General features: G+C 73.5%; 20 protein-coding genes. 15 read left to right on the top strand and 5 right to left on the bottom strand.

All coding sequences use genetic code 11. The annotated features are described in order from the left end of the window. Positions 1-30: 30 nt before the first annotated feature. The 13 genes from R2D22_RS04225 (at position 31) to R2D22_RS04160 (ending at position 15,919) form a co-directional block, all read left to right on the top strand. A complete protein-coding gene (locus R2D22_RS04225) occupies positions 31-1,638 on the top strand; it encodes an ABC transporter substrate-binding protein (RefSeq protein WP_318101316.1) in 1,608 nt (535 codons plus the stop codon). A 35-nt stretch (positions 1,639-1,673) separates the two neighbouring features. Further along, a complete protein-coding gene (locus R2D22_RS04220) occupies positions 1,674-2,639 on the top strand; it encodes an ABC transporter permease (RefSeq protein ID WP_318109568.1) in 966 nt (321 codons plus the stop codon). After that, a complete protein-coding gene (locus R2D22_RS04215; RefSeq protein WP_318101315.1) occupies positions 2,632-3,468 on the top strand; it encodes an ABC transporter permease in 837 nt (278 codons plus the stop codon). Before R2D22_RS04220 ends, R2D22_RS04215 begins: the two co-directional genes overlap by 8 nt. A 92-nt stretch (positions 3,469-3,560) precedes the next feature. Further along, positions 3,561-4,568: an ABC transporter ATP-binding protein gene (locus tag R2D22_RS04210; RefSeq protein ID WP_318109567.1), complete on the top strand. Its 1,008-nt coding sequence runs from the start codon at positions 3,561-3,563 to the stop codon at positions 4,566-4,568. Next, on the top strand, positions 4,561-5,220 hold the full coding sequence (locus R2D22_RS04205; protein WP_318101314.1) for an ABC transporter ATP-binding protein: 660 nt from the start codon (positions 4,561-4,563) through the stop codon (positions 5,218-5,220). Before R2D22_RS04210 ends, R2D22_RS04205 begins: the two co-directional genes overlap by 8 nt. 639 nt (positions 5,221-5,859) lie before the next feature. Beyond that, positions 5,860-7,215, top strand: coding sequence for a hypothetical protein (locus R2D22_RS04195; RefSeq protein ID WP_411977122.1), 1,356 nt, complete (start codon positions 5,860-5,862; stop codon positions 7,213-7,215). Beyond that, entirely contained in the window at positions 7,212-8,531 is a 1,320-nt protein-coding gene (locus tag R2D22_RS04190) for a VWA domain-containing protein (RefSeq protein WP_411976971.1), read from the top strand. Before R2D22_RS04195 ends, R2D22_RS04190 begins: the two co-directional genes overlap by 4 nt. Positions 8,532-8,543: 12 nt before the next feature. Next, positions 8,544-9,668 (top strand): ATP-binding protein, encoded by a 1,125-nt coding sequence (locus R2D22_RS04185; protein WP_318101312.1) that lies wholly within the window; start codon positions 8,544-8,546, stop codon positions 9,666-9,668. Beyond that, a complete protein-coding gene (locus tag R2D22_RS04180; protein WP_318101311.1) occupies positions 9,665-12,475 on the top strand; it encodes a DUF5682 family protein in 2,811 nt (936 codons plus the stop codon). The genes R2D22_RS04185 and R2D22_RS04180 overlap by 4 nt, the downstream gene beginning before the upstream one ends. Positions 12,476-12,637: 162 nt before the next feature. Then, positions 12,638-13,489, top strand: coding sequence for a phosphatidylinositol-specific phospholipase C/glycerophosphodiester phosphodiesterase family protein (locus R2D22_RS04175; RefSeq protein WP_318101310.1), 852 nt, complete (start codon positions 12,638-12,640; stop codon positions 13,487-13,489). Between the two features lie 182 nt (positions 13,490-13,671). Next, entirely contained in the window at positions 13,672-13,866 is a 195-nt protein-coding gene (locus tag R2D22_RS04170) for a hypothetical protein (RefSeq protein ID WP_318101309.1), read from the top strand. A gap of 138 nt (positions 13,867-14,004) precedes the next feature. Beyond that, positions 14,005-15,588 (top strand): hypothetical protein, encoded by a 1,584-nt coding sequence (locus tag R2D22_RS04165; RefSeq protein WP_318101307.1) that lies wholly within the window; start codon positions 14,005-14,007, stop codon positions 15,586-15,588. 106 nt (positions 15,589-15,694) lie between these two features. After that, positions 15,695-15,919, top strand: a complete 225-nt coding sequence (locus tag R2D22_RS04160; RefSeq protein ID WP_318101305.1) for a hypothetical protein — start codon at positions 15,695-15,697, stop codon at positions 15,917-15,919. A gap of 87 nt (positions 15,920-16,006) precedes the next feature. On the opposite strand, the gene R2D22_RS04155 is transcribed toward R2D22_RS04160, so the two are convergent. From R2D22_RS04155 to R2D22_RS04135, 5 genes are all read right to left on the bottom strand, one after another. Continuing rightward, positions 16,007-16,804 carry a VOC family protein gene (locus R2D22_RS04155; RefSeq protein ID WP_318101304.1) on the bottom strand — a complete coding sequence of 266 codons (798 nt, stop codon included), beginning with the start codon at positions 16,802-16,804 and terminating at the stop codon, positions 16,007-16,009. Positions 16,805-16,901: 97 nt separating this feature from the next. After that, complete coding sequence (locus R2D22_RS04150; RefSeq protein WP_318101303.1) at positions 16,902-18,170, bottom strand: phosphodiester glycosidase family protein; 1,269 nt, start codon at positions 18,168-18,170, stop codon at positions 16,902-16,904. 61 nt (positions 18,171-18,231) lie between these two features. Then, a complete protein-coding gene (locus R2D22_RS04145) occupies positions 18,232-18,597 on the bottom strand; it encodes a DUF779 domain-containing protein (protein WP_318101302.1) in 366 nt (121 codons plus the stop codon). Positions 18,598-18,665: 68 nt separating this feature from the next. Continuing rightward, on the bottom strand, positions 18,666-19,973 hold the full coding sequence (locus R2D22_RS04140) for a phosphoribosyltransferase family protein (RefSeq protein ID WP_318101300.1): 1,308 nt from the start codon (positions 19,971-19,973) through the stop codon (positions 18,666-18,668). After that, complete coding sequence (locus tag R2D22_RS04135; protein WP_318101299.1) at positions 19,922-21,118, bottom strand: CapA family protein; 1,197 nt, start codon at positions 21,116-21,118, stop codon at positions 19,922-19,924. Before R2D22_RS04135 ends, R2D22_RS04140 begins: the two co-directional genes overlap by 52 nt. 92 nt (positions 21,119-21,210) lie before the next feature. Between R2D22_RS04135 and R2D22_RS04130 the strand changes: the two genes are divergently transcribed. Further along, a complete protein-coding gene (locus R2D22_RS04130; RefSeq protein WP_318101297.1) occupies positions 21,211-21,588 on the top strand; it encodes a PadR family transcriptional regulator in 378 nt (125 codons plus the stop codon). Next, positions 21,585-22,217 carry a hypothetical protein gene (locus tag R2D22_RS04125; protein ID WP_318101296.1) on the top strand — a complete coding sequence of 211 codons (633 nt, stop codon included), beginning with the start codon at positions 21,585-21,587 and terminating at the stop codon, positions 22,215-22,217. The genes R2D22_RS04130 and R2D22_RS04125 overlap by 4 nt, the downstream gene beginning before the upstream one ends. Positions 22,218-22,221 lie beyond the last annotated feature (4 nt).

Genomic DNA, 22,221 nt, shown 5'->3' with positions numbered 1-22,221 from the left:
AGTTGATCTTCAATTAGGGGTGTGGCGCGCATGACCGCCCGATCCATACGCGGCACGGCCGCCGCGGTGCTGGCCGGAACCCTGGCCCTGACCGCGGCGGCCTGCTCGAACCCGGGCGGGTCCGCCGCCGGTTCCGGCGGACGCCAGGACTCCGTGGTCGTCGGCATCGCGTACGAGCCCGAATCGCTCAGCCCGCTCCTCGGCTACGGCAAGGACGGCAACTCCAAGATCTTCGACGGGCTGCTCGCCCTCGACGCCGACATGAAGCTCCGGCCGGCGCTCGCCGAAGCCCTGCCGCGAGTGAGCGCCGACGGCCTCACGTACACGTACCGGCTCCGCAAGGGCGTCACCTTCAGCGACGGCGCGCCGTTCACGGCGAGGGACGTCGTCTTCACGTACAGGACGGTGCTCGACCCGAAGACCAACTACGCGTCGCGCGCCGAGCTGGACGCCCTCGAGGACGTCCGGGCGATCGGTGACGACACCGTCGTGCTCACCCTCAAGTACCCCTACGCGCCCTTCGCGCAGCGCACCGTCCTCGGCATCGTGCCCGAGCACATCGCGGGCCGGCAGGACGTCAACACCGGGCCGTTCACCACCAGGCCCGTCGGCACCGGCCCGTACGTCCTCGCCGGCTGGTCCAGGGGCGAGAAGATCAGCTTCAGGGCCAACCCCCGGTACTGGGGCGGCGAGCCCGCCGTGAAGAACTTCACCATGGCGATCGTCAAGGACGACGACGTGCGCGCCACCCGGCTGCGCTCCGGCGACCTCGACGGCGCGATCCTGCCGCCGAACCTCGCCGAGGGCTTCGCGGGCGACCGTACGAAGAAGACGTACACGGCCAGGACCTACGACTACCGCACCGTCACGCTGCCGACCCACAACAAGGTCGCCGGCGACATCGCGATCCGCCGTGCCCTGGACATCGCCGTCGACCGCCGGGCCATGGTCGACTCCCTCCTCCAGGGCGCCGGCAAGCCCGCCTTCGGGCCGGTCCCCACCGACAGCGAGTGGTTCGCCAAGGGCACCGAGCGGCCCCACGACCTCGCCGGAGCGCGGAAGATCCTCGACGAGGCGGGCTGGAAGCCCGGCCCGGACGGCATCCGCGTGAAGAACGGCGTGCGCGCCGCGTTCCCGCTCTGGTACCTCTCCGGCGACAAGCTCCGCCAGGACCACGCCCTCGCCTACGCCTCCGACGCCAAGAAGGCCGGCATCGAGATCAGGACCCAGTCCGGCACCTGGGAGGTCATCGAGCCGCGGATGAAGGACGACGCCGTCCTCGCCGGCGGCGGCGCCCCCGGCGACCCCGACTTCGACCAGTACCCGCTGCTCACCTCCACCCTCGCCGGCGACGGCTTCAACAACATGGCCCGGTACGACAACCCCGTCGTCGACAAGGCCCTCGTCGACGGGCGCCGGACCGACGACCCGGTGCGGCGGAAGGCCGCGTACGACACCGTCCAGCGCGAACTGGTCAAGAACCCCGGCTACACCTTCCTCACCCACGTCGACCACGTCTACGTCATCGACGACGCCTGGCGCGGCCTCACCACCCAGGTCGAGCCGCACGACCACGGCCTGGCCTCCGGCCCCTGGTGGAACGTCGAGGACTGGACCCCGAAGAGCGCCGAGAAGTGAGCTCCCGTCACCTCGGGCGACTGCCCTGGGCGGCGATGGCGCGCATGACGGGACGGCGGGCCCTGTTCGCCGTCCCCGTCCTCGGCGCGGTCACCTTCGCCGTCTTCGCCGTCGCCGCCGCCTCGCCCTTCGATCCCGTCAAGGCGTACGCCGGCACCGCCGGACTCACCGCCTCCCAGGAGAACCTCGACCAGCTGCGCGCCAACCTCGGCGTCGACCGGCCGCTCCTCGCCCGCTGGTGGGACTGGCTCACCTCCGCCCTCGCGGGCGACCTCGGCGACTCGGCCGTGCTGCGCCAGCCCGTCGCCGACGTCATCGGCGAGCGCGTCGGCTGGTCCGTGCTCCTCGCCGCCACCGCCTTCCTCGTCGCGATCCTGCTCGGCACCGCCCTCGGCGTCCTCGCCGCGCGCCGCCCCGGCGGCCTCCTCGACCGGTCCGTCGGCTCCCTGGCCTACACCCTGGAGGCCGCGCCCGCGTTCTGGCTCGGCCTGCTCGCCATCTGGTTCTTCTCCCTCAAGCTCGGCGCGCTGCCGGCCGGCGGACTCACCGACACCGCGAGCGACACCGTCACCGCCGGCCAGGTCGCCCGTCACCTGGTCCTGCCCGCGGGCGTCCTCGGCCTCGCCCAACTGCCCTGGTTCTTCCTGTACGTCCGGCAGGGCGTCAGCGACGCGCTCGCCGAGGACCCCGTGCGTGGCGCCCGCGCCCGCGGCCTGTCCGAGCGGACCGTGCTCCTCGGGCACGCGCTGCGCTCCGGGATGCTCCCCATGCTGACCCTCGTCGGCTCCCGTGTGCCCGAACTGATCACCGGGGCGCTGCTCGTCGAGACCGTGTTCAGCTGGCCCGGGATCGCCGCCGCGACCGTCCAGGCCGCGGTCTCCGTCGACTTCGCGCTGCTCGCCGCGCTGACCGTCATCGCGACGGCCGCCGTGCTGGCCGGGAACCTGCTCTCCGACCTGTTGTACGGGCTCGCCGACCCGAGGGTGGGCTTCGATGGCTGACACGCATCGGCACCGGGCGCGGCTGTGGACCTCCGCCGGCGTCGTCGGCGCGGCGGTCCTCGCCGTGGTGTTCGTACCCCTGCTCGTCCCGCTCGACGAACAGGCCGTCGACCTGGCCCGGCGGCTGCGACCGCCGTCCTGGCAGCACCCGTTCGGCACCGACGACGTGGGCCGCGACCTGCTGCTGCGCTGCGTCCACGGACTGCGCGTCTCGCTGCTCGTCGGCGTCGTCGCGGCACTCGTCGCGACCGTCGTCGGCACGGCCGTCGGCACCGCCGCAGGCGCGCTCGGCGGCTGGACCGACCGGATCGTCATGCGGATCGTCGACGCCTTCTCGTCCGTGCCGCACCTGCTGCTCGGGATCTTCGTGGTGGCCATGTTCCGGCCGGGAGTGTGGCCGGTGATCGTCTCCGTCGCCCTGACCCACTGGCTGTCCACCGCCCGGATCGTCCGCTCCGAGGTGCTGTCGCTGCGAGCCCGGCCGTTCGTCGACGCGGCGATCTCCGGCGGCGCGAGCCGGTGGCGGGTCGCCGTCCGGCACCTGTTGCCGGGCGTACTGCCGCAGGCCGGGCTCGCCGCCGTGCTGATGGTGCCGCACGCCATGTGGCACGAGTCCGCGCTGTCCTTCCTCGGCCTCGGCCTGCCCAGCCACCGCGCCAGCCTCGGCGGCCTGGTGCAGAGCGGGCGCTCCTCGCTGCTCGCCGGCGACTGGTGGCCCACCCTGTTCCCCGGACTGTTCCTGGTCGTACCCACGCTCGCCGTCGCCGGACTCGCCGGGGTCTGGCGCGACCGGCTCAACCCGCGCCGTCGATCGGAGCTGATGCTGTGAACCCCCGTTTCGCGCGTGCCCTGGAGGCGGTCGCCGAGGAGCGCGCCACCGGCGCGCTGCTCCGTGTGCGCGGGCTGACCGTGCGGTTCCGGATGCCCGGCGGGCGGCACGTCGCCGCCGTCACCGACGCCGACTTCGACCTGGCGCCGGGGGAGTGCCTCGCCCTCGTCGGCGAGAGCGGCTGCGGCAAGTCCGTCCTCGCATCGGCTCTGCTCGGCCTGCTGCCGGGCAACGCCGAGGCGAGCGGGTCCGCGCTGCTCGACGGGGTCGACCTGCTCGCCGCCGACGAACGGACCCTGGCCCGCACGGTACGCGGGCGCCGCGTCGGCCTCGTCCCGCAGAGCCCGGCGGCGCACCTGACTCCCGTCCGGACGGTCCGGGCGCAACTGGAGGAGACCGTACGGGCGTTGACAACTGTACGGAGGGGCGGGCGCCGCGCGGCGGCGGAGGCGGCCGTACGGAGGTGGGGCCCGCGGCGGCGGGACGGGCGCGTGGCTGCAGAGGCGGCCGTGCGGGAGCCGAACTTCGTCCCGCGCCCGGACCGGCCCGCGGCAGCGGAGGCTGCCGCCGGGCGGGCGGCGTTTCCTCTCGACCATCTCGACCGGTATCCACACGAGTTGTCCGGTGGGCTCGCCCAACGGGCCGCGCTCGCGCTCGCCCTGGTCGGCGGCGCGCCGCTGCTGCTCGCCGACGAGCCGACGACCGGCCTCGACCGGGACCTGGTCGACCGCACCGTCGACGAACTGCGCCGGCACGCCGATGACGGCCGCGGGCTGCTCCTCATCACCCACGACCTCGCGGCGGCGGAACGGATCGCCGACCGGGTCGCGGTCATGTACGCCGGCCGGATCGTCGAAACAGCCGACGCGCGACGCTTCTTCGGCGCGCCCGGCCCCCGGCACCCGTACGCCCGCGGCCTCCTCGACGCCCTCCCGGACCGTGCGTTCACCCCCGTCCCCGGACTCCCGCCGGAACTGTCCGCCCTGCCCGACGGCTGTGCCTTCGCCCCGCGCTGCGACCGGGCCACCGACACCTGCGCCACCCGGCCCGCCCTGCGCGCGGGCGTGGCCTGCCACCACGCGGAGACGACCCATGCTTGAGCTGGACGGCGTGACCGCCGGCCACGACCGCCGGACGCCGGTCTTCCGGGACGTCTCGCTGCGGATCGAGGCCGGGGAGGCGGTCGGGCTCCTCGGCCCCAGCGGCTGCGGCAAGTCGACCCTGGCGAGGGTCGCGGCGCTGCTGCACCGCCCGTACGAGGGCCGGGTCGTGCTGGCCGGCGAGGAGGTACGCGGCTGGCGGCATCGCGCCCCGCGCGACCTGCGCACCGCCGTCGGCGTGATCTTCCAGCAGCCCCGTCAGGCCGCCGACCCCCGACTGCGCCTGACCGACCTGATCGCTGAACCGTTGCGTGCGACGGGCCGCCGCACGGAGGCGCCGGCGAGGCTCGCCGAGTTGACCCCGGCCGTCGGTCTCACGCCCGACCTCCTCACCCGCCGCCCCCACGAGGTGAGCGACGGCCAACTCCAACGCGCCTGCCTGGCCCGCGCCCTGGTACTCCGCCCCCGCCTGCTGATCTGCGACGAGATGACCGCGATGCTCGACGCCTCGACGACCGCCGCGCTCGTCGGCGCGGTCGAGTCCTACCGCGCCCGGACCGGCGCCGCCCTCCTGGCCGTGGGCCACGACCGCACCCTCCTGACCCGCTGGTGCGACCGTACGACGGACTGGGGCCCCGCGGGCCCGCGGTAGGCGGGACCAGGGCGTTGTCAGTGGGCGGGGCTAGGTTCGATCTCGTTCCGTTCGCGCCGACTTCGGGTCGTGGCGCGGGCATTCCCCTGCGCATGAGGAGATGGTCCCTTGTCGGACTGGGAGAGGTCGAGCACCGTACGGGTGCTGCCGCCCGCGCGGCCCCGGAAGCTCGCCAAGGTTCCGTTCGTCGAGCTGGCCGACGGGCGACTGCAGGGCGTCGTGTCCAGCGGATCGGACATCGGCCGGGTCTATGTCTCGTCGGTCGCCGCCGGCAGCTTCGCGTTCGCGTGCAGCACCAACAACAACCGGCCCTGCGGCGGCGCGCGGGGATCGTTCTGCAACCACATCCGGGCCCTGGTCACCGAGGCGGTGCTGCAGTACGGCGCGGAGCGCGTCGCCCGGTACCTGAAGGCCGAGCCCGCCGACGGCGAGCCGACCGCCCCGGGCATCACGGACACGATGACCGCCGCCCGCCCTCCGCAGGGCGACACCAAGGCCGCCGCTCAGGTGTTCAGCCGGTTCCTGCGCCACCTCGCGTACCTGGAACTCGCCCCGACCACGGCGCCGTTGCCGGAGATGCAGTGGTTCCCGGCGACCGCGGCGGGGGCCGGTGCGCCGGTCGTCACGGAGACCGACGGCCTGCTCGGCGACGCCCTCGCGGCCGTCGACGCGTTCGACCGGGTGCTCGTCACCGGGCTGCTCCGGCCGCAGCCCGCCCAGGCCGCCGGCCTGACGGAGCTCGCCCAGGCGCTCGCGTCCTCGCCACTGGCGGCGCGCGTCGCCGAGGCCGCCGAGAAGGCGGCGGCCGGCACCGCCGACGAGGACCACCTCGTCGCCCTCGCCGCCGCCCGCACCGCCCTGCTCGGCTCCGTCCACGACGCGGTCGCGGAGGAGCTCGTCGCGACCACCGGCCGCACCCGCACCGGCGACACCGCCCCGACCGCCGACGCCGACCGGCCCGCCAACCTCCTTGCCGCTGCCCGCTCCTGGCTCGCCGACCTGACTCGTGCCGGCTGGCGCGGCCTCGACCACGACACCGTCTCCGGCGCCGCCCAGGTCGTCTCCGCGATGCTTCCCGACCCGGCCCTGCGCCGCCTGGCCGCGCTCCTCGACGGCTTCGCCGCCGAACTCGCCGCGTCCTGTCCGGGCGCCACCCTGGAGCGCATACCGGTACGCCGCTGGGCCGACCTGTGGGCCCGCGCGATGCTCCTGACCGTGCCCGGCGCCCTCGGCGCGCCCGCCACCGCCGCGGCCACCGGCCGGCTGCTGCCGCTCGGCGTCGATCTGCACGAACACGCCACCGCCGCCCAGGCCCAGGTGCACGCCGTGTTCGAACCGGCCGACGGCACCCCGCCCCGGCTGGTGCGGGCGAGCGTGTCGGTGCCCAAGCCCGACACCGTCGTCGGCGCCGGCGTCTGGCAGCTGCTCCGCCCGCACCTGTCGCTGCTCGAGGCCGTGAGCGAGGGGCGCGCGATGGAACTCGACGGCATGCCGCTCACCATCGAGGGCGACCTCGTCTGGGACGACGCGCACGCCCGCACCGGCGAACCCGCCGACGCCTTCGCCACCGCGCGCGTCGCCCTGTCCACCGCCGCCGACCCGGCCACCGCGCCGCTCGACCGGCACCCGGCCCGCCTCGCCGTCCCCGTCCTCCTGGAGGGCTACGCCGCCGAGGAGGCGGACGGCGCGCTGACGTTCACCGTCGCCGGGCAGCCGTTCGCCGTCGACACCGACCGTGTCCCGGCCGCCGGTCCCCTCACCCCGGAGGCCGTCGCCGCCTCCGGTGCCTGCATCGGGCTGCTGCGCTGGGACGCCGGGACGTACCGGATCCAGCCCCTGGCCGTCGAGACGACCGTGCGCAAGAAGACCGTCGCGGTGCACGCGGGCGCGTGGGCGGGCGGCACGACCGACAAGGCCGGCGTCAGGGCCGAGAAGGCCGCCACCGACGCCGTGACCGTACTGCGCGAGCGCGCCGGAAAGCTGCTGCGGAAATGACCGAGTCGATGAGCGAACCGATCACAGCCGATCTCCACGACAACCGTCGCCAGGTCCTCTACTGGCGGCTCCTCGCCCGGCTCTTCGACCCCGAGGAGCAGCCCGCGCTGGAGACCGCGAGCCTCGCCGTCGTCGAGGACATCGGCCTGCCGTCCGGGCTCCTCGCCCCGCAGACCTCGGTCGACTCCATCGTGCAGCGCCACCCTGAACTGGCCGCTGAGATCGACGGCCTGATGGCCCCCGAGCCCGACGCGGACGCCGCCCGCGACCGCGCGGCCGAGGTCCGCCGCGCCGCGCTCGCCTCCAAGGTGCTGCTCAACGTCTTCGCCACCGGCTCCGGCACGGTCAGCGCCGGGCAGCTGGCCCGCTGGCAGTCCGACGCCGGGTGGCTGGAGCGGGCGCTCGGCGAGAACCCCGGCGGCGGACGCCGCGACCCTGAACTCGCCGGCATCGAGGCCGAGCTGGTCAAGCGGATGCACCTGCGCGAGGTCCTGGCCGATCCCGAGCTCGCCGCCAAGCTCACGCCCAGCATGTCGCTGATCGAGCAGCTGCTCCGGGACAAGAGCAACCTCTCGGGCGTCGCCCTCGCCAACGCCAAGGCGCTGATCCGCCGCTACGTCGAGGAGGTCGCCGACGTCCTGCGCACCCAGGTCGAGAAGAGCACCGTCGGCGAACCGGACCGCTCCGTCCCACCGAAGCGGGTGTTCCGCAACCTCGACCTCGACCGCACGATCTGGAAGAACCTCACCAACTGGAGCCCGGAAGAGGAGCGGCTCTACGTCGACCGCCTCTACTACCGGCACACGGCCCGCCGTACGACGCCCCAGCGGCTCGTCGTGGTCGTGGACCAGTCCGGCTCGATGGTCGACTCCATGGTCAACTGCACCATCCTGGCGTCCATCTTCGCCGGGCTCTCGAAGGTCGACGTCCACCTCATCGCGTACGACACCCGTGCCATCGACCTCACGCCCTGGGTGAACGACCCGTTCGAGGCGCTGCTGCGCACGAACCTCGGCGGCGGCAACGACGGCCCCGTCGCGATGGCCATGGCCCGGCCGAAGATCACCGATCCCAAGGACACCGTGATGGTGTGGATCTCGGACTTCTACGAGTTCGACCGCTCGCAGCCGCTGTTCGAGGGCATCGAGGCCGTCCACCGCTCCGGCGTGAAGTTCATCCCGGTCGGCTCGGTGACCAGCTCCGGCCGCCAGGAGGTCAACCCCTGGTTCCGCGAGCGGTTCAAGGCGCTCGGCACCCCGGTGATCTCCGGCCACATCGACAAGCTCGTCCACGAACTCAAGAAGTTCCTGGCTTAGAAAGGCTCTTTCATGTCCGACCTGTTGCGCGCCCCCGCCGAGATCAAGTACGCCGAGGAACTGGACTGGCTGGAGTCGATCGACGACGCCCCCAAGCCGTTCTCCTGGCGGCTCTCCCCCAAGATGGTCCGGTTGTTCGTGCTGGGCTCCGAGCGGGCCGACGGCCTCGACCGGGAGATCCCGCAGAAGTGGTTCGGCGACCGCTCCTTCGTCGAGCGTTCCATCGTCACGCTCGCCTCCGACCGCGGCCTGCTGCTCATCGGCGACCCCGGCACCGGCAAGAGCTGGCTGGCCGAGCTGCTGTCCGCCGCGATCAGCCGGAACTCCACGCAGGTGGTGCAGGGCACGGCCGGCACCACCGAGGACCACATCAAGTACTCGTGGAACGTGTCCATGGTCATCGCCAAGGGCCAGTCCCGCGAGTCGATGATCCCCTCGCCGATCATGACGGCGATGGAGACCGGCACCATCGGCCGCTTCGAGGAGCTGACCCGCTCCACCAGCGACGTCCAGGACGCGCTGATCTCGATCCTGTCGGAGAAGTACATCTCGGTCCCCGAGCTGGACGGCGGTGACGGCGGCGAGAACATCGTCTTCGCGAAGCCCGGATTCTCGATCATCGCCACGGCCAACAGCCGCGACCGGGGCGTCAACGACCTGTCCTCGGCGCTCAAGCGCCGCTTCAACTTCGTCCGCATCCCGGTCGTGACGAACAAGAAGAGCGAGGCGGAGATCGTCCGTTTCCGCACCGAGGAACTGCTGCGCCGCCACCGGATCGAGCTGGACGTGCCGCCGACCCTGCTCGACGTGCTGCTGCAGAGCTTCGCCGACCTGCGGGCATCGGCGGCCGCCGCCGGCAGCGACGAGGAGAAGCTGGAGTCCGCGCTGTCCACCGCCGAGCAGATCGGTGTCCTCGAGGACGCGATCCTGCACGGCAACTTCTTCGGCGAGCGCGCCCTGACCGCCCGCACCCTGGCCTCCTCGCTCGTCGGCTCGCTGGCCCGGCGCGAGCCCGAGGACCTGGCCATCCTCAACAAGTACCTGCACGGCGTCGTCGAGCCGCGCAGCAAGGAGGACGGCGGCTCCTGGCCCGAGTTCCTGGAGGGCGGTCGCGACGCGATCGCCACCCTGTCATGAGCGGCTCCCACCAGGGAACCTTCGAGGCGCTCCGCGCCCAGCTCCAGGAGGCCGCCACGACGTTCGCGGACGGGCCCGACGCGCTGGAGGGCATCCTTCTCGGCCTCGTCGACGACGTCGACCGCGCGGTGCGCGAGCCGCTGGAGATCTTCCCGGTCTGCCACCACTCCCCGGCCTCCGCGCTCGCGATGGCCCGCCGGCTGCGCGAGAAGCAGCCGAAGGTGGTGTACCTGGAGCTGTGCGAGGACATGGCGCCGCTGCTGACCGAACTGCGCAACTGCCGCCTGCCGGTCGCCGTCCAGGCCTTCGCCACCGAGATCGACGGCTTCCCGGCCGACTGGTCGCCGCTGTCGGTGGTCGCCCCGATCACCGAGGCGTCGGCCGAGTACCAGGCGATCGCCTACGCCCTGGACACCCCCGGTGTCGAACTGGTCCTCGTCGACCGATCCTCGGACCACGTCTTCCAGTGGGACGCCCGTGGCAAGCAGGCCGACCCGCCCGGCACGGACGAGGAGCCGTCCGAGACGCCGCCCGTCGAGGAGGAGTCGGGACTGCACGGCGACGCGGTCGGCGTGGAGATCGGCGACCTCCGGCCGCGCTTCGCCGAGCTGGAGGAGCATCTGCTGCGGCACGGCCGGGTGCGGCACTGGTCCGAGTGGTGGCACCAGTACGTCGAACTGCCGCTGGGCGACAGCGACCACGACACCTACCGCCAGGCCATGTTCCTCATCGGCAGCCTCTTCCGGCGCCTCGCCCCCGGCGACCCGCACCGCCTGCGGGTCGACGAGGACCGCGAGCGCCACATGTGGACGCGGATGCGTGAGCACCTGGCCGCCACTGGTGCCGACCCCGCCGACTGCCTGTACGTCTGCGGCGCGTTCCACGCGGCCAGCCGCGTCGAGGAGTTCGGCGTCGACGGCACCGACACCTTCGAGATCGGCCCGCGCACCGCCACGGCCTGGCAGCACGGTCTGATCCCGTCCAGCCACGCCGCGATCGAGGCGCAGTTCGGCCTCGAGGCCGGCTCGGTGTCGATCGCCGCCACCGTCTGGGCGAAGAACCTCCGGCGCACCCGCGTGGAGCCGTACCGCCTGGAAGGCCAGGCGGGCGCGAAGAAGCCGAAGGCGAGGAAGACCGCGCCGGCCCCCGTCACGGACGCCGAACCCGCGGACATGCTGACGGGCTTCCTCCGCAGGCCGCCGGTCCTGGACGGGCTGGACGAGGCCGAACTCCTCGGCTGGTCGGTGGACATCGTCCGTGCCGCCCGCCGCAACGGCTACCTCGCCTCCACGGCCGACGCCATCGCCGTGTTCGAGACGTCGATCCTGCTGGCCGGGATGCGGGAACGGGCCAGGCCCACCCCGTACGACTTCATGGACGCGGCCGTCACCTGCATCGAGAAGGACTCGGTGCCCGGCCGGCGGGATGTGCGCCGGCTCGTCGAGATCATGATGGGCGGCGACCGGATCGGCCAGGTCGGCTACGACGCCCTGCCGCCCCTCGCCCGCGACGTGCACGACCGGCTTGCCGCGCTGGAGCTGCGACTGGAGCAGCGCGGCGTCCAGCGGGCGCTCCTCGACATCGCGTCCCGGCCGGAACTGGAACGCTGCTCCGACGTGCTGTGGATGCTGCGGTACCTGCTGCCGCACGGCGCCGCCCGCCCGATCATGGGCGAGCGGAAGCTGGGGGAGCGGCCCATCCAGGAGTCCTGGGACCTCGCCCTCGGCACCCACCAGCGCGCGCTGATCGAGCTCGGCTACGAGGGCGTCAGCATCGAGCAGGTCCTGGAACAGCGGCTGCGCCGCCGGGCGTACGACATCCAGGCCACCGCCGCGACGGTCCTGGAGACCGTCGAGGACGCCACGCTGTACCTGCGCAGCCGGCGCCTCGCCGACGAGCTGGGCGCCCGTGCCCTGGAGGTGCTGGCGGCCGAGCGCACCGTCGACGGCGCGCCGGAGGTGCTCCGCCGGGTGCGCCGGCTCCTCGCGTACTACCGCACCGGCGAGCCGGTGCTGCCGTCCTGGATCGAGTCCTTCGTGAAGGCCGGGTATGCGCACTACTGCACGCTGCTCCCGACGGCGTTCACCGACGAGGAGGCGGGCGTCCGCCATGTCGCGGCCATGCTCGGCTTCCTGTTCGGCATGGAGTCGCTGGCGCTGTCCCTGGGCTGCGACCGGACCCAGCTGGAGCTGGCCGTCGCCCAGTCGCACCCGCAGGACCCGTCGAGGACGGCCCTGCTGTGGGCGGCGCAGACCCGACTCGGCGGCCTGACGCGCGCGGAGCTGCGGGCCCGGTGCGACGACCTCCTCGCCAACCCGATGGTGGTGCCCGCCTATCCGCGCTACCTCAGCGGCTTCCTGCACGCGTTGGAACCCGTCCCGGCCCTCACCGACTTCGTCGTCGAGGCCGTGTCGAACGCCTTCGGCCGGCTGCCGGACCATGTGCTCCTGCCGTGGCTGCCGTCGCTGATCACCACCCTGCGCAAGGACGGCGCCGAACTGGCCCCGCTGCTGATCCGCGAGGCCGGCCGGATCTTCCCCGGCCGGCTCACCGAACTGGACAGCTGGACACCGCCGTGGCGGGCGCAGCCGGCCCCGCCGGCCGCTCTCACCGCCGACGGGCCGGACACCGGTCGCGGCGACGCCCTGCTCGCCGCGCACCCCGCGACCTGCGACGCACTGGCGGACCTGCTGGGCTGCCCGGGCGGCTGGGCGGCACCGCAGGGATCCGGCCATCCGGCCGGGGCGCTGCTCGACCGCCACCCGGAGTCCGTCCGAGCCCTGGAGGCGCTGCTGGCGGGGCGCTGACGGCGCGCCCGCCGACGCCGACCACGACCGCGAACTCCCGGCGACCTCCGCCGGGATGTTCGGCCAACTCTGCGTGCTCCAGGGTCACTTGAGGGACCTAGGTGCGCATACTCGGAGCCGTCCGGCCGTCCCGTCCGCCTCCGACGCACCCGGGAGACCCTCATGGCGCAGTTGTCCCGCCGCACCGCAGTCGTCTCGCTCGCCGCCGCCGCGGCCGGGCTCGCCGTGCCCGCAGCGCGGGCCGCGACGCCGCCGGTCACGCCGCTGCCGCAGGCCCACGCGCACAACGACTACCTGCACACCCGACCCCTCCTCGACGCCCTCGACCAGGGCTTCACCAGCGTCGAGGCGGACGTCTTCCTGGTCGACGGCGAGCTGCTCGTGGCCCACGAGCCCGCGCAGCTCGACCCCACCCGCACCCTCCGTAGGCTCTACCTCGACCCGCTGCTCGACCGGGTCCGCGCCCACCACGGCTCCGTGTACCCCCGGTACCGGCGGCCGGTCCAGCTGCTGATCGACATCAAGGCCGACGGGGTCGCCGCGTACGAGGAGCTGCACCGCCAACTCCGCCCGTACCGGCGGATGCTGACCACCGTCACCGACGACCGGGTGCACCCCGGCGCCGTCACCCCCGTCATCTCCGGCGACCGGGCCGCCCGTACGCCCATGGAGGCGCAGCCGGTCCGGTACGCCTGCTACGACGGCCGCTTCGACGACCTGACCGCCCCGGCCCCCACGCCCGCCTCGTTCATCCCGCTGGTCAGCGGCAACTGGACCCAGTTCTTCGGCTGGACCGGCGACGGCCCCTTCCCCGCCGCCGAACGCGCCCGGCTGCGGACCCTCGTCGACACGGCGCACGCCCAGGGTCGGCGGGTCCGCTTCTGGGCCACCCCCGACCGGCCCGGCCCGGCGCGCGAGGCCGTCTGGACCGAACTGCTCGCCGCCGGCGTCGACCACCTCAACACCGACGACCTCGCCGGTCTGCGCCGCTTCCTGACCGCCCGGGCCCGCTAGCCGGGCCCGCCGGCCCCCGGAGATCACCCGCGCATCCCCGGCCAATCAGGCGCGAATGCCTGGCGAATCAGCCGCGAATCACCCGTACGGCCGCCACGCCGTACGGCCGGACGCGTCGCCCGTTCCGCCACACTGGCCGCCGAACGCCGCAATTCCGGCGCGGCGCAAGGAGGGTGTGGGCGATGGCGGTCTCCATTTCCGTGGTGCTTCTTCTGCTGATCCTGGCGGTGATCTTCCTCCGCAACGGCGGGCTGAAGGTCACCCACGCGCTGGTCTGCGCCCTGCTCGGGTTCTTCCTCGCGGGCACGAGCATGGCGCCCAGCATCCACAACGGAGTCGCCGCCACCGCCGACGTGGTCAGCAGCCTCAAGCCCTGACGCGACCCGGCTGCCCCAGGCTTTCGTTTCACGATCATGAAGTGCCCGTGAAACGCGGGGCAGTTCCATGTACATCTCACACACTCGGGCCTAACGTCGGCCGCCGGCGCGACCCACGTACGCACCCGAGGAGCCGTGATGTCCCCCTTCCCGAGGCGAGCCCGCGCCCGCGCGCTCGCCGTCGTCGCCGCGCTCTGCGCGACCGTCCTGGTCGGCGCGACACCCCCCGCCTTCGCCGACGAGATACCCCTGGCCCCCGGCCACCGCCTCGTCGACCACTACGACGGCGCGCCCGCGACCGCCCGCCCGGTCCCCGCGGACGCGCCGCCCCAGCACCCGTACCTCGCCCCCAACGGCCGCAGCGGCATGCACGCCGACGCCGCCGGAAGCGGCACCCACCCGTACTCGGGACCGCTCGGCCGCAGCCCCCGGGTCACCAGCGAGAAGATCGCCGCGCTCGGCGGGGAGTGCGCCACCGCCACCTTCGACTCCGGCGGCCGGCTGCTCACCGTCTGCGGCACGTTCTCCGGGTTCCTGCTGAAGCTGCTCGACCCGCGCACGCTCGCCACCCTCGCCGAGTACCAGCTGCCGCAGCGCTCCTCCACCGTCGAGGCCATCACCCGGCTCGACTTCGAGAAGATCTTCAAGGACACCTCCGGCGGCGCGTACTTCTACCTCGACAACATGGACCGCGTCGTCCTCGCCGACTCGCGTCAGCACGTCCTGCGGATCGCGCACGGCCAGAACCCCGACGGCAGCTGGAATTTCACCGTCGAGAACGACTGGGACCTCACCTCCCACGTTCCGCACGACTGCGTCAGCTGGACCAACCTCTTCCCCAGCGGCGTCTGCGACCCCGTCACCTCCGTCATGCCGGACTGGCAGGGCCGCATCTGGTGGGTGACCCGGCTCGGCCGCGTCGGCACCGTCGACCCGGCCACCGGCGTCCTGAAGTCGATCCGGCTCGCCGGCGAGGAGATCCAGAACTCGTTCTCGGTCGCAGAGGACGGCGTCTCGATCGTCTCCGACCACGCGCTGTACAGCTTCCGCGCAGCCGCCGACGGCACCCCGGCGATCCAGTGGCGGCAGACCTACGACCGGGGCACGGGCACCAAGCCCGGCTCCGTCAACCAGGGTTCCGGCACCACCCCCGACCTCTTCGGGGACGACTACGTCGCCATCACCGACAACGCGGACGACCGGATGCACGTCCTCGTCTACCGACGCGGCACGGACGTCCCGGCCGACCGGCGCCTGGTCTGCGAGGTCCCGGTCTTCGGCGCGGGCGCCTCCACCACCGACAACTCCCTGATCAGCTGGGGCAACAGCCTCGTCGTCGAGAACAACTACGGCTACGAGAACCCGACCACCCTCACCCTCGGCCGCAGCGTCGTCGGCGGGGCGACCCGGATCGACGTCCGCCCCGACGGCAGCGGCTGCGACACCGTCTGGGAGAGCGACGTCCGCTCCCCGTCCACCGTGCCCAAGCTCTCCACCGCGAACGGCCTGCTCTACTTCTACGAGAAGCAGCCCAACGCCCTCGGCATCGACGCCTGGTACCTCACCGCCGTCGACTTCCGCACCGGCAAGCGCGTCTGGAAGCAGCTCACCGGCACCGGTCTCGCCTATGACAACAACTGGGCGCCGATCACCATCGGCCCCGACGGCACCGCGTACGTCGGCGTCTTCAACGGCATCGTCGCCGTCCGCGACAGGGCCTGAGCGGCAGCCGACCGGGCGGGTGCGGCCGCCCGGTCACGGGGCCGGAGTATCGAATGCGTGTTCGACACTAGGGTTATTCGTGCTGTGAGCCGCATACTGGCTCTCAATGACGAAAGAATCCGCGCCCCGGCGCCATCTGCCCACGAGCCCCTTCAAGGCCCGCCCCCTTCGCGAAGTCGAGGACTTCGCCCTCGGAGACCGTGTTTCGCACGACCGGTACGGCCTCGGCACGATCACCGCTGTGGAGCTCGCCGGCGGGGCGGTGCTCGCCGACTTCGGCACGGTCGAGACCCGCGTCGTCAGCCCCTACTACGGCCTGCACAAGCTCTGAGTCCCGCCGGCGGGCCGCAGGCCGAGGCGCCCGGGACCGTGACCGGTCCCGGGCGCCCTGCGTCCGCGGGTATGACCCTGCCCGGGCTCACACCATCTCGGGCATCTCGCCCTCGGTGGTCGACATGTCGATGACCGCGAACGCCGCGCCCTGCGGGTCGACGATCGCCGCGAACCGCCCGAACGGGCTGCCCATCGGCCCGAACACCTTCTTGCCGCCCAGCTTCTCCGCCTTCGCGACGGCCGCGTCGCAGTCGTCCACCGCGAAGTAGATCTGGATGTACGGCGGGATCTCGGCCGGGAAGTCCTCGGCCGTCATCTTCATCCGGCCCAGGACCGGCATCTCGCCGCCGAGGTCGAAGACCTTGTAGTCGACGTGCTCGTCCGCCATCTTCTTGGCGTTGTAGCCGAAGACGGAGGTGAGGAACGCGTCCGACTTCGCCGGGTCCCGGGTGAAGACCTCGGCCCAGGCGTAGGAGCCGGTCTTGCCCTCCAGCTCGAAGCCCTCGTGGGCCCCGCCCTGCCAGGCGCCGAAGACCACACCGGTGGGGTCCTGGCCGAGCACCATGGAGCCGAAGTCGCCGACCTGCATCGGCTCCATCAGCACCTTGCCGCCCGCCGCTGTGATCTTCTGCGCGGTCGCGTTCACGTCGTCCGACGCGAAGTACAGACACCAGGCCGACACCGGGTCGCCCTGGCCGGGCATCGGCGGAACGACGGCCGCGACCGCCTTCCCGTCCTTGTACGCCTGCGTGTAGTTGCCGAACTCGGTCGACTCCTCGCCGAAGGTCCAGCCCAGCACCTCGCCGTAGAAGGTCTTCGCCCCATTGACGTCCGTGAACATCGCGTCGGTCCAGACGGGGGTGCCTTCAGGTCGTGCTGCCATGACGGTGACTCTCTTCCGATCGATGGTCGCTGCTCCGAGCCACGCTAGCCACGGCCCGCGCGCCCCGCACGGTGACGGGACGTGTCGGCCCGGCGTGTCAGCCGCCGGCGAAGACCCCGATGCCGTTCGCCACCGGCCGCTCCGCGCCGCCGCTCGGATGGTTGCGCACCGTGACGGCGCCGTCCCCCGGGGACCGCGTCACCAGCGTCGACGAACCGCCGCCGTCCAGGCTCAACGCGTCCGTCGTGCCCAGCGACGCCATGAGGTCCGCCACCTCGGCGACCGTGAGGCCGCTGCGGAAGCCAGGGGCGCCGTCCAGTGCCATCAGCACCAGCCACCGCCCGTCGAAGCCGATCCCGGCCGCCGAGCGGACCGCGAACGCCACCGAGTCGAGACCGTCCAGCGGAGCACCGTCCCGCAGCACCGGGAACCCGCCGACCGCGAAGCGGTACGGCACCCGCGCACGCTCCGCGACCAGCCGGTGCCGTACGGAGACCGGGTCGCCGACCGCGAGCCGGCGCAGCTCCCGGGCCCCCGCCTCCCGGCCCACCAGGACCTCCGTGTCCTCGGCGATCCTGCCCCGGCCGGGCTGCTCGGCGACCGCCGTCACACGGCCCGCCCGCACCGTGACCTCGTACGTCTCCGAGCTGCACGGCGCCGACCTGCTGGTGTCCGTGCCGCAGGTCGCCCGCAGCCGGGACGCCTCGCCCCAGTCGGAGGTGAACACGCCGACCGAGCCGACGGGCAGCGCGTACTGGTTCAGCCCGCCGAGCGGCAGCTGGTCACCGTGCGCCGTCACCGTCCCGTCCAGCTCCAGCGCGCCGAGGCGCGCCCGGTCGTCCGCACCCACGCCCAGCACGTCGCGGGTGCTGGTGCCGGGCGGTAGCGCCGGACCGAACCGCTGCCCGTTCGGCACCGCGGACTTGAGCGCCCGACCTTCGGCGACCGCCGGGCCGACGGCTGCGCCGGTCGCCTCCACGCCCGGGTGCTGGGTCTCGGAGATGTGGAAGAAGTCGCCGTTGACCCCGCCGACGGCCGCCTGCGCGTCCGCGAGCGCGGACAGCGGGGCCCGGGCGGCGACTTCACCCGGGTGGAGCAGGCCGATCGAGACCTTCGGCTCGGTCAGGTCGACGGAGAGCAGGTGTGCGCGGACGGGACCCTTCTCCGCGGTCAGGTCCAGCGTCGCGTACCCGACTCCCGGAGCCAGCTCGCTCCAGGACGCCGGCCGCGCCGACGCGGGGGCCGGCGGGGCGGCGAGCGGGGCCGCGGCGGCCGGGGTGCTCCCGGCCAGCCCGCCGCCCAACAGGGCGCACCAAGCGAGGAATACGGACAGTACGTTCGTCGTACGGGGCCGAGACGGCGCCACGGAACCTCCTGATGCCCGGTCAACTCTGGAGAACAAAGATGAGTTGACCAGACCCGGAAGGCTAGGCCCCGATCACCCGGGAACGGATGAGGAAACGCACCCCTTCGGGTGCCTCCAGCGAGAAGCCGCTGCCCCGGCCGGGCACGACGTCGACGATCAGCCGGGTGTGCCGCCACACCTCGTACTGCGCCTTCGACATCCAGAACGACACCGGCTCGGCGACCCCGGGCACGGCCAGCGACTCCAGGAGCACGTCGGAGTCACCGGTGCGGAACTCGCCGTCCGGATAGCACATCGGCGCGCTGCCGTCGCAGCAGCCGCCTGACTGATGGAACATCAGCGGTCCGTGCAGCGCGTGCAGTCGCCGCAGCAGTGCGGCCGCCGCGGGCGTGAGTTCCACCCGCGGGGCCGCGGTCGCGTCGTCCATGCCCCGCCCCCTTCTCCCGGCTCCGAGGGGTCCAGGAGACACGGGAGGAGGTTGCAGTCAGGTTGCGATCAGAAGTGGTCGGCGAACCAGGCGGCGGCCAGTTCGCCCACCTTCTCGAGCGTCCCGGCCTCCTCGAAGAGATGCGTGGCACCGGGGACGATCTCGAGCCGGTTCTCGCAGCGCAGCCGGGCCTGGGCCGCGCGGTTGAGGTCGAGGACCAGGTCGTCCCGGCCGCCGACGATCAGCAGCGTCGGCGCCCGCACCTCGGCGAGCCGCGCGTCCGCGAGGTCCGGCCGCCCGCCCCGGGAGACCACGGCGGCCACCGTCGCGGCCGGATCCGCCGCCGCCCACAGCGCGGCGGCCGCTCCGGTGCTCGCCCCGAAGAACCCGGTGCGCAGGCGCCGCGTGTCGTCCCGGCCGCCGACCCAGGCGGCGGCCTCCGCCAGCCGCCCGGCGAGCAGCTCGGTGTCGAAGACGTTGGCCCGGTCCGCCGCCTCCGCGTCGGTGAGCAGGTCGAACAGCAGCGTGCCGAGACCCGCCCTGTTGAGCGCGGCGGCCACGGCCCGGTTGCGCGGACTGTGCCGGCTGCTGCCGCTGCCGTGCGCGAACAGCACGATCCCCGCCGCGCCCGGCGGCAGGGTCAGCTCCCCGCCGACCTCGGCGCCGCCCACGGGCAGCCGGACCTCCGTGGGGGGCAGCCCGGCCGCGCCGTCGGCGGAGCCGTCGCCGGAGCCGTACGCCGCCCGGTTGCGGTCCAGGCAGGCGATGACCTCCTCGTCCGGGGTCTGCGAGAAGTCCGCGTAGAACTGGCCGATCGCCCGGAAGAACACGGGCTCGTGCACACAGACGGTGTCGTCGGCGTTGCTGCCCACCCGCTCGGCCCGCCAGCCGCCGGGCGCGACCGGCACCGCGAGGACGATCCGGGCGGCGCCCCGCGCCCGGACCACCTGGCAGGCCGCCAGCGCGGTCGCCCCCGTCGCCAGGCCGTCGTCCACCACCACGACGGTGCGGCCCCGGAGCGGTACGGGCTGCCGGGCCCCGCGATAGCGTGCGGCCCGCTCCGCCAGGAGCGCCAGCTCGCGCTCCTCCACGGCGGCCAGGTCGCCGGCCGAGACGCCGCCCCGGCCGATCACGTCCTCGTTCAGCACCCGCACCCCGCCCTCGCCGACCGCGCCCATCGCCAGCTCGGGCTGGTAGGGCACGCCCAGCTTGCGGACGAGGCAGATGTCGAGCGGCGCCGCGAGCGCCTCGGCGACCTGTTCGGCCACCGGCACGCCGCCCCGGGGCAGGCCCAGGACCACCGCGTCGCTGTCCTTGAGATGCGTCAGCAGGGCGGCGAGCTGCCGGCCTGCGTCGATGCGGTCGGTGAAGTACATGTCGGGCTCCTCCGGGTGGCCGGACCGGGCGGCCCGACCGGGTGCGCGGTGAGGGTCCCGTCCGGCGCGAGACCGACCCGCACCCCGTACGGCCGGCTGATCCGGCCGAGTACCTCGTGCAGCCACTGCCCGTCCCGCGGCGGGGCATGCTCCAGGCGCATGCGGCGAGCACGCAGCGCGGTCATCCGTACCGACCGGAGCGACCCGTCCGCGGCGGCCACGTCCACGAGGAAGAGCAGCCGCAGGTCGTCCCGGTACCGTTCGTAGCCGGAGATGCCCTCGTAGTCGTTGATCAGGTCCCCGCAGCCGTGCAGGATCAGCCGGCCCCGGTACGCCTCCACGGGGCGCGGGTGGTGCGAGGAGTGGCCGTGCACGAGGTCCGCGCCGGCGTCGATCAGCGCGTGCCCGAGGGCCAGCTCGGCGCGCGGCACGGTGTAGCCCCAGTTGGAGCCCCAGTGCACCGACACCACGACGAGGTCCCCGGGCGTCCTGGCGGCGCGGATCGAGGCGACGAGCCGGGCCACGGCCTCGTCCGCCTGCCCGGCCGCGTAGTGGACCCCGCTCCGGCGGGCGGTCGCGGCCCAGTCGCGCGGGATGCCGCTGGAGGCCAGGCCCAGGCCGAAGACCAGCACCCGGCCGCCGTGCGGCAGCGGTACGACGGCCGGCCGCGCCGCCGCCCCGGCGTCGGGGCCGGCGCCGGCGGTGCGCAGCCCGGCGGAGGCGAGTGCGGCGAGGGTCTCGTCGAGGCCGCCCCGCCCGTGGTCGAGGACGTGGTTGTTGGCCAGCACGCAGACGTCGGGACGGGCGGCGACGAGCGCGGGCAGCTGGGCGGGGTGCATGCGGTAGTGCAGCCCCTTGTCCGGTGCCCGCTCCTCGGAGGTCGTCACCGACGTCTCCAGATTGACGATCCGGACGTCGGGCGCCGCGCCGGCCAGCACGTCGAGCGCGTCGCCCCACGGGTAGGAGAAGTCCACCGGCCGGGGAATCGGCCCGTTGGCCGCCTCCGCCAGCGTCACGTAGTCCCGTGCGTCGTGCACGTACGGCTCGGCCAGGGCCGGATCGACGGGGTGCGGAAGGATCTGGTCGATCCCCCGGCCGAGCATCACGTCCCCGCACAGGAACAGCCGGACCTGTGCGCTGCCCACCCCTCCAGGGTAGGCCGCGCCCTCATCTCTCCACGGTGCTCCCGGAACGACTGTCTTGCTGTGCAAGGCAGTCGGCGACTATCTTGTACAGCATGACAATGGAGCTGTCCGAGGCCGGTGACCAACGGCGCAGCCAGCTCCTGCGCGGGGTGCTCGACGTCTGCCTGCTCGCGCTGATCGCCGAACGCCCGCGGTACGGATTCGAGTTCACCCAGGCGCTCGCCGACAGCGGCCTCGACCTGGTCCGGGAGGGCAGCATCTACCCGCTGCTGTCCCGGCTGGAGCGCGGCGGGCTCGTCGACTCCTACCGGGCCCCGTCCGCCAGCGGCGGCGCCCCGCGCAAGTACTACCGGCTCACCGACGCGGGCCGCGCGGCGCTCGCCGAGGGGCGGGCGGCGTGGCGGGCCTTCGCCGGACCCGTGAGCCGGATCCTCACCGACACCGAACCCACGGGGGACAACGCGCCATGACCGACGACGGCATCCTGAGCGACCGGACCGATACGACGGGCGACGTCGGGACCGACGGGCGGGCCGACCACGACCGGATCCTCGCCGTCTGCCGCAGCAACTGGGAGTACCGGGGCGTCGACGACGCCTCCGTGCGCGAGATGATCGAGGAACTCTCGGCCCATCTGCGCGACGCCGAGGCCGCCGGCCGTACCGCGCGGGACGTCGTCGGCGACGACGTCCCCGCCTTCGCCGCCGCCTGGGCGCGCGGCCGGGCGCCGCTGCACCGCCGGGCCCTCCGGCTCGCTGCCATGGCCCTGTTCGCGGTCGGGTTGCTGTGGCTGCTGCGCCATCTGATCCGGTGGACGACCGAACTGCCCGTCGACGCGGCCGACCTGGCGTTCTGGGGCGTGATCGCCACGGTCACCGTCGCCTGGGAAATGCGGCGCGGCAGCCTCGGACTGGGCAAGAGCTGGCTGCTCGCCTTCGCCGTCGGTCTCCCGACGGCGCTGCTGACCCGGTTCGTCGCGGGGGAGGGGACCCTGTTCACCCTGCCTCTCTGGGCGGCCCCGCTGCTGATCCTGCCGGCGCTGCCGTACATCGTCGCCGACGAGCGGGCCCGCAGGGCCGAGGCCCCCGCCGGGGCCTGAGGCC

The organism is Streptomyces sp. HUAS YS2 (genome assembly GCF_033343995.1).
Taxonomy (GTDB): domain Bacteria; phylum Actinomycetota; class Actinomycetes; order Streptomycetales; family Streptomycetaceae; genus Streptomyces; species Streptomyces solicathayae.
Note: the sequence above shows the minus strand (reverse complement) of the source record. Positions and strands in the feature narration are given on the sequence as shown.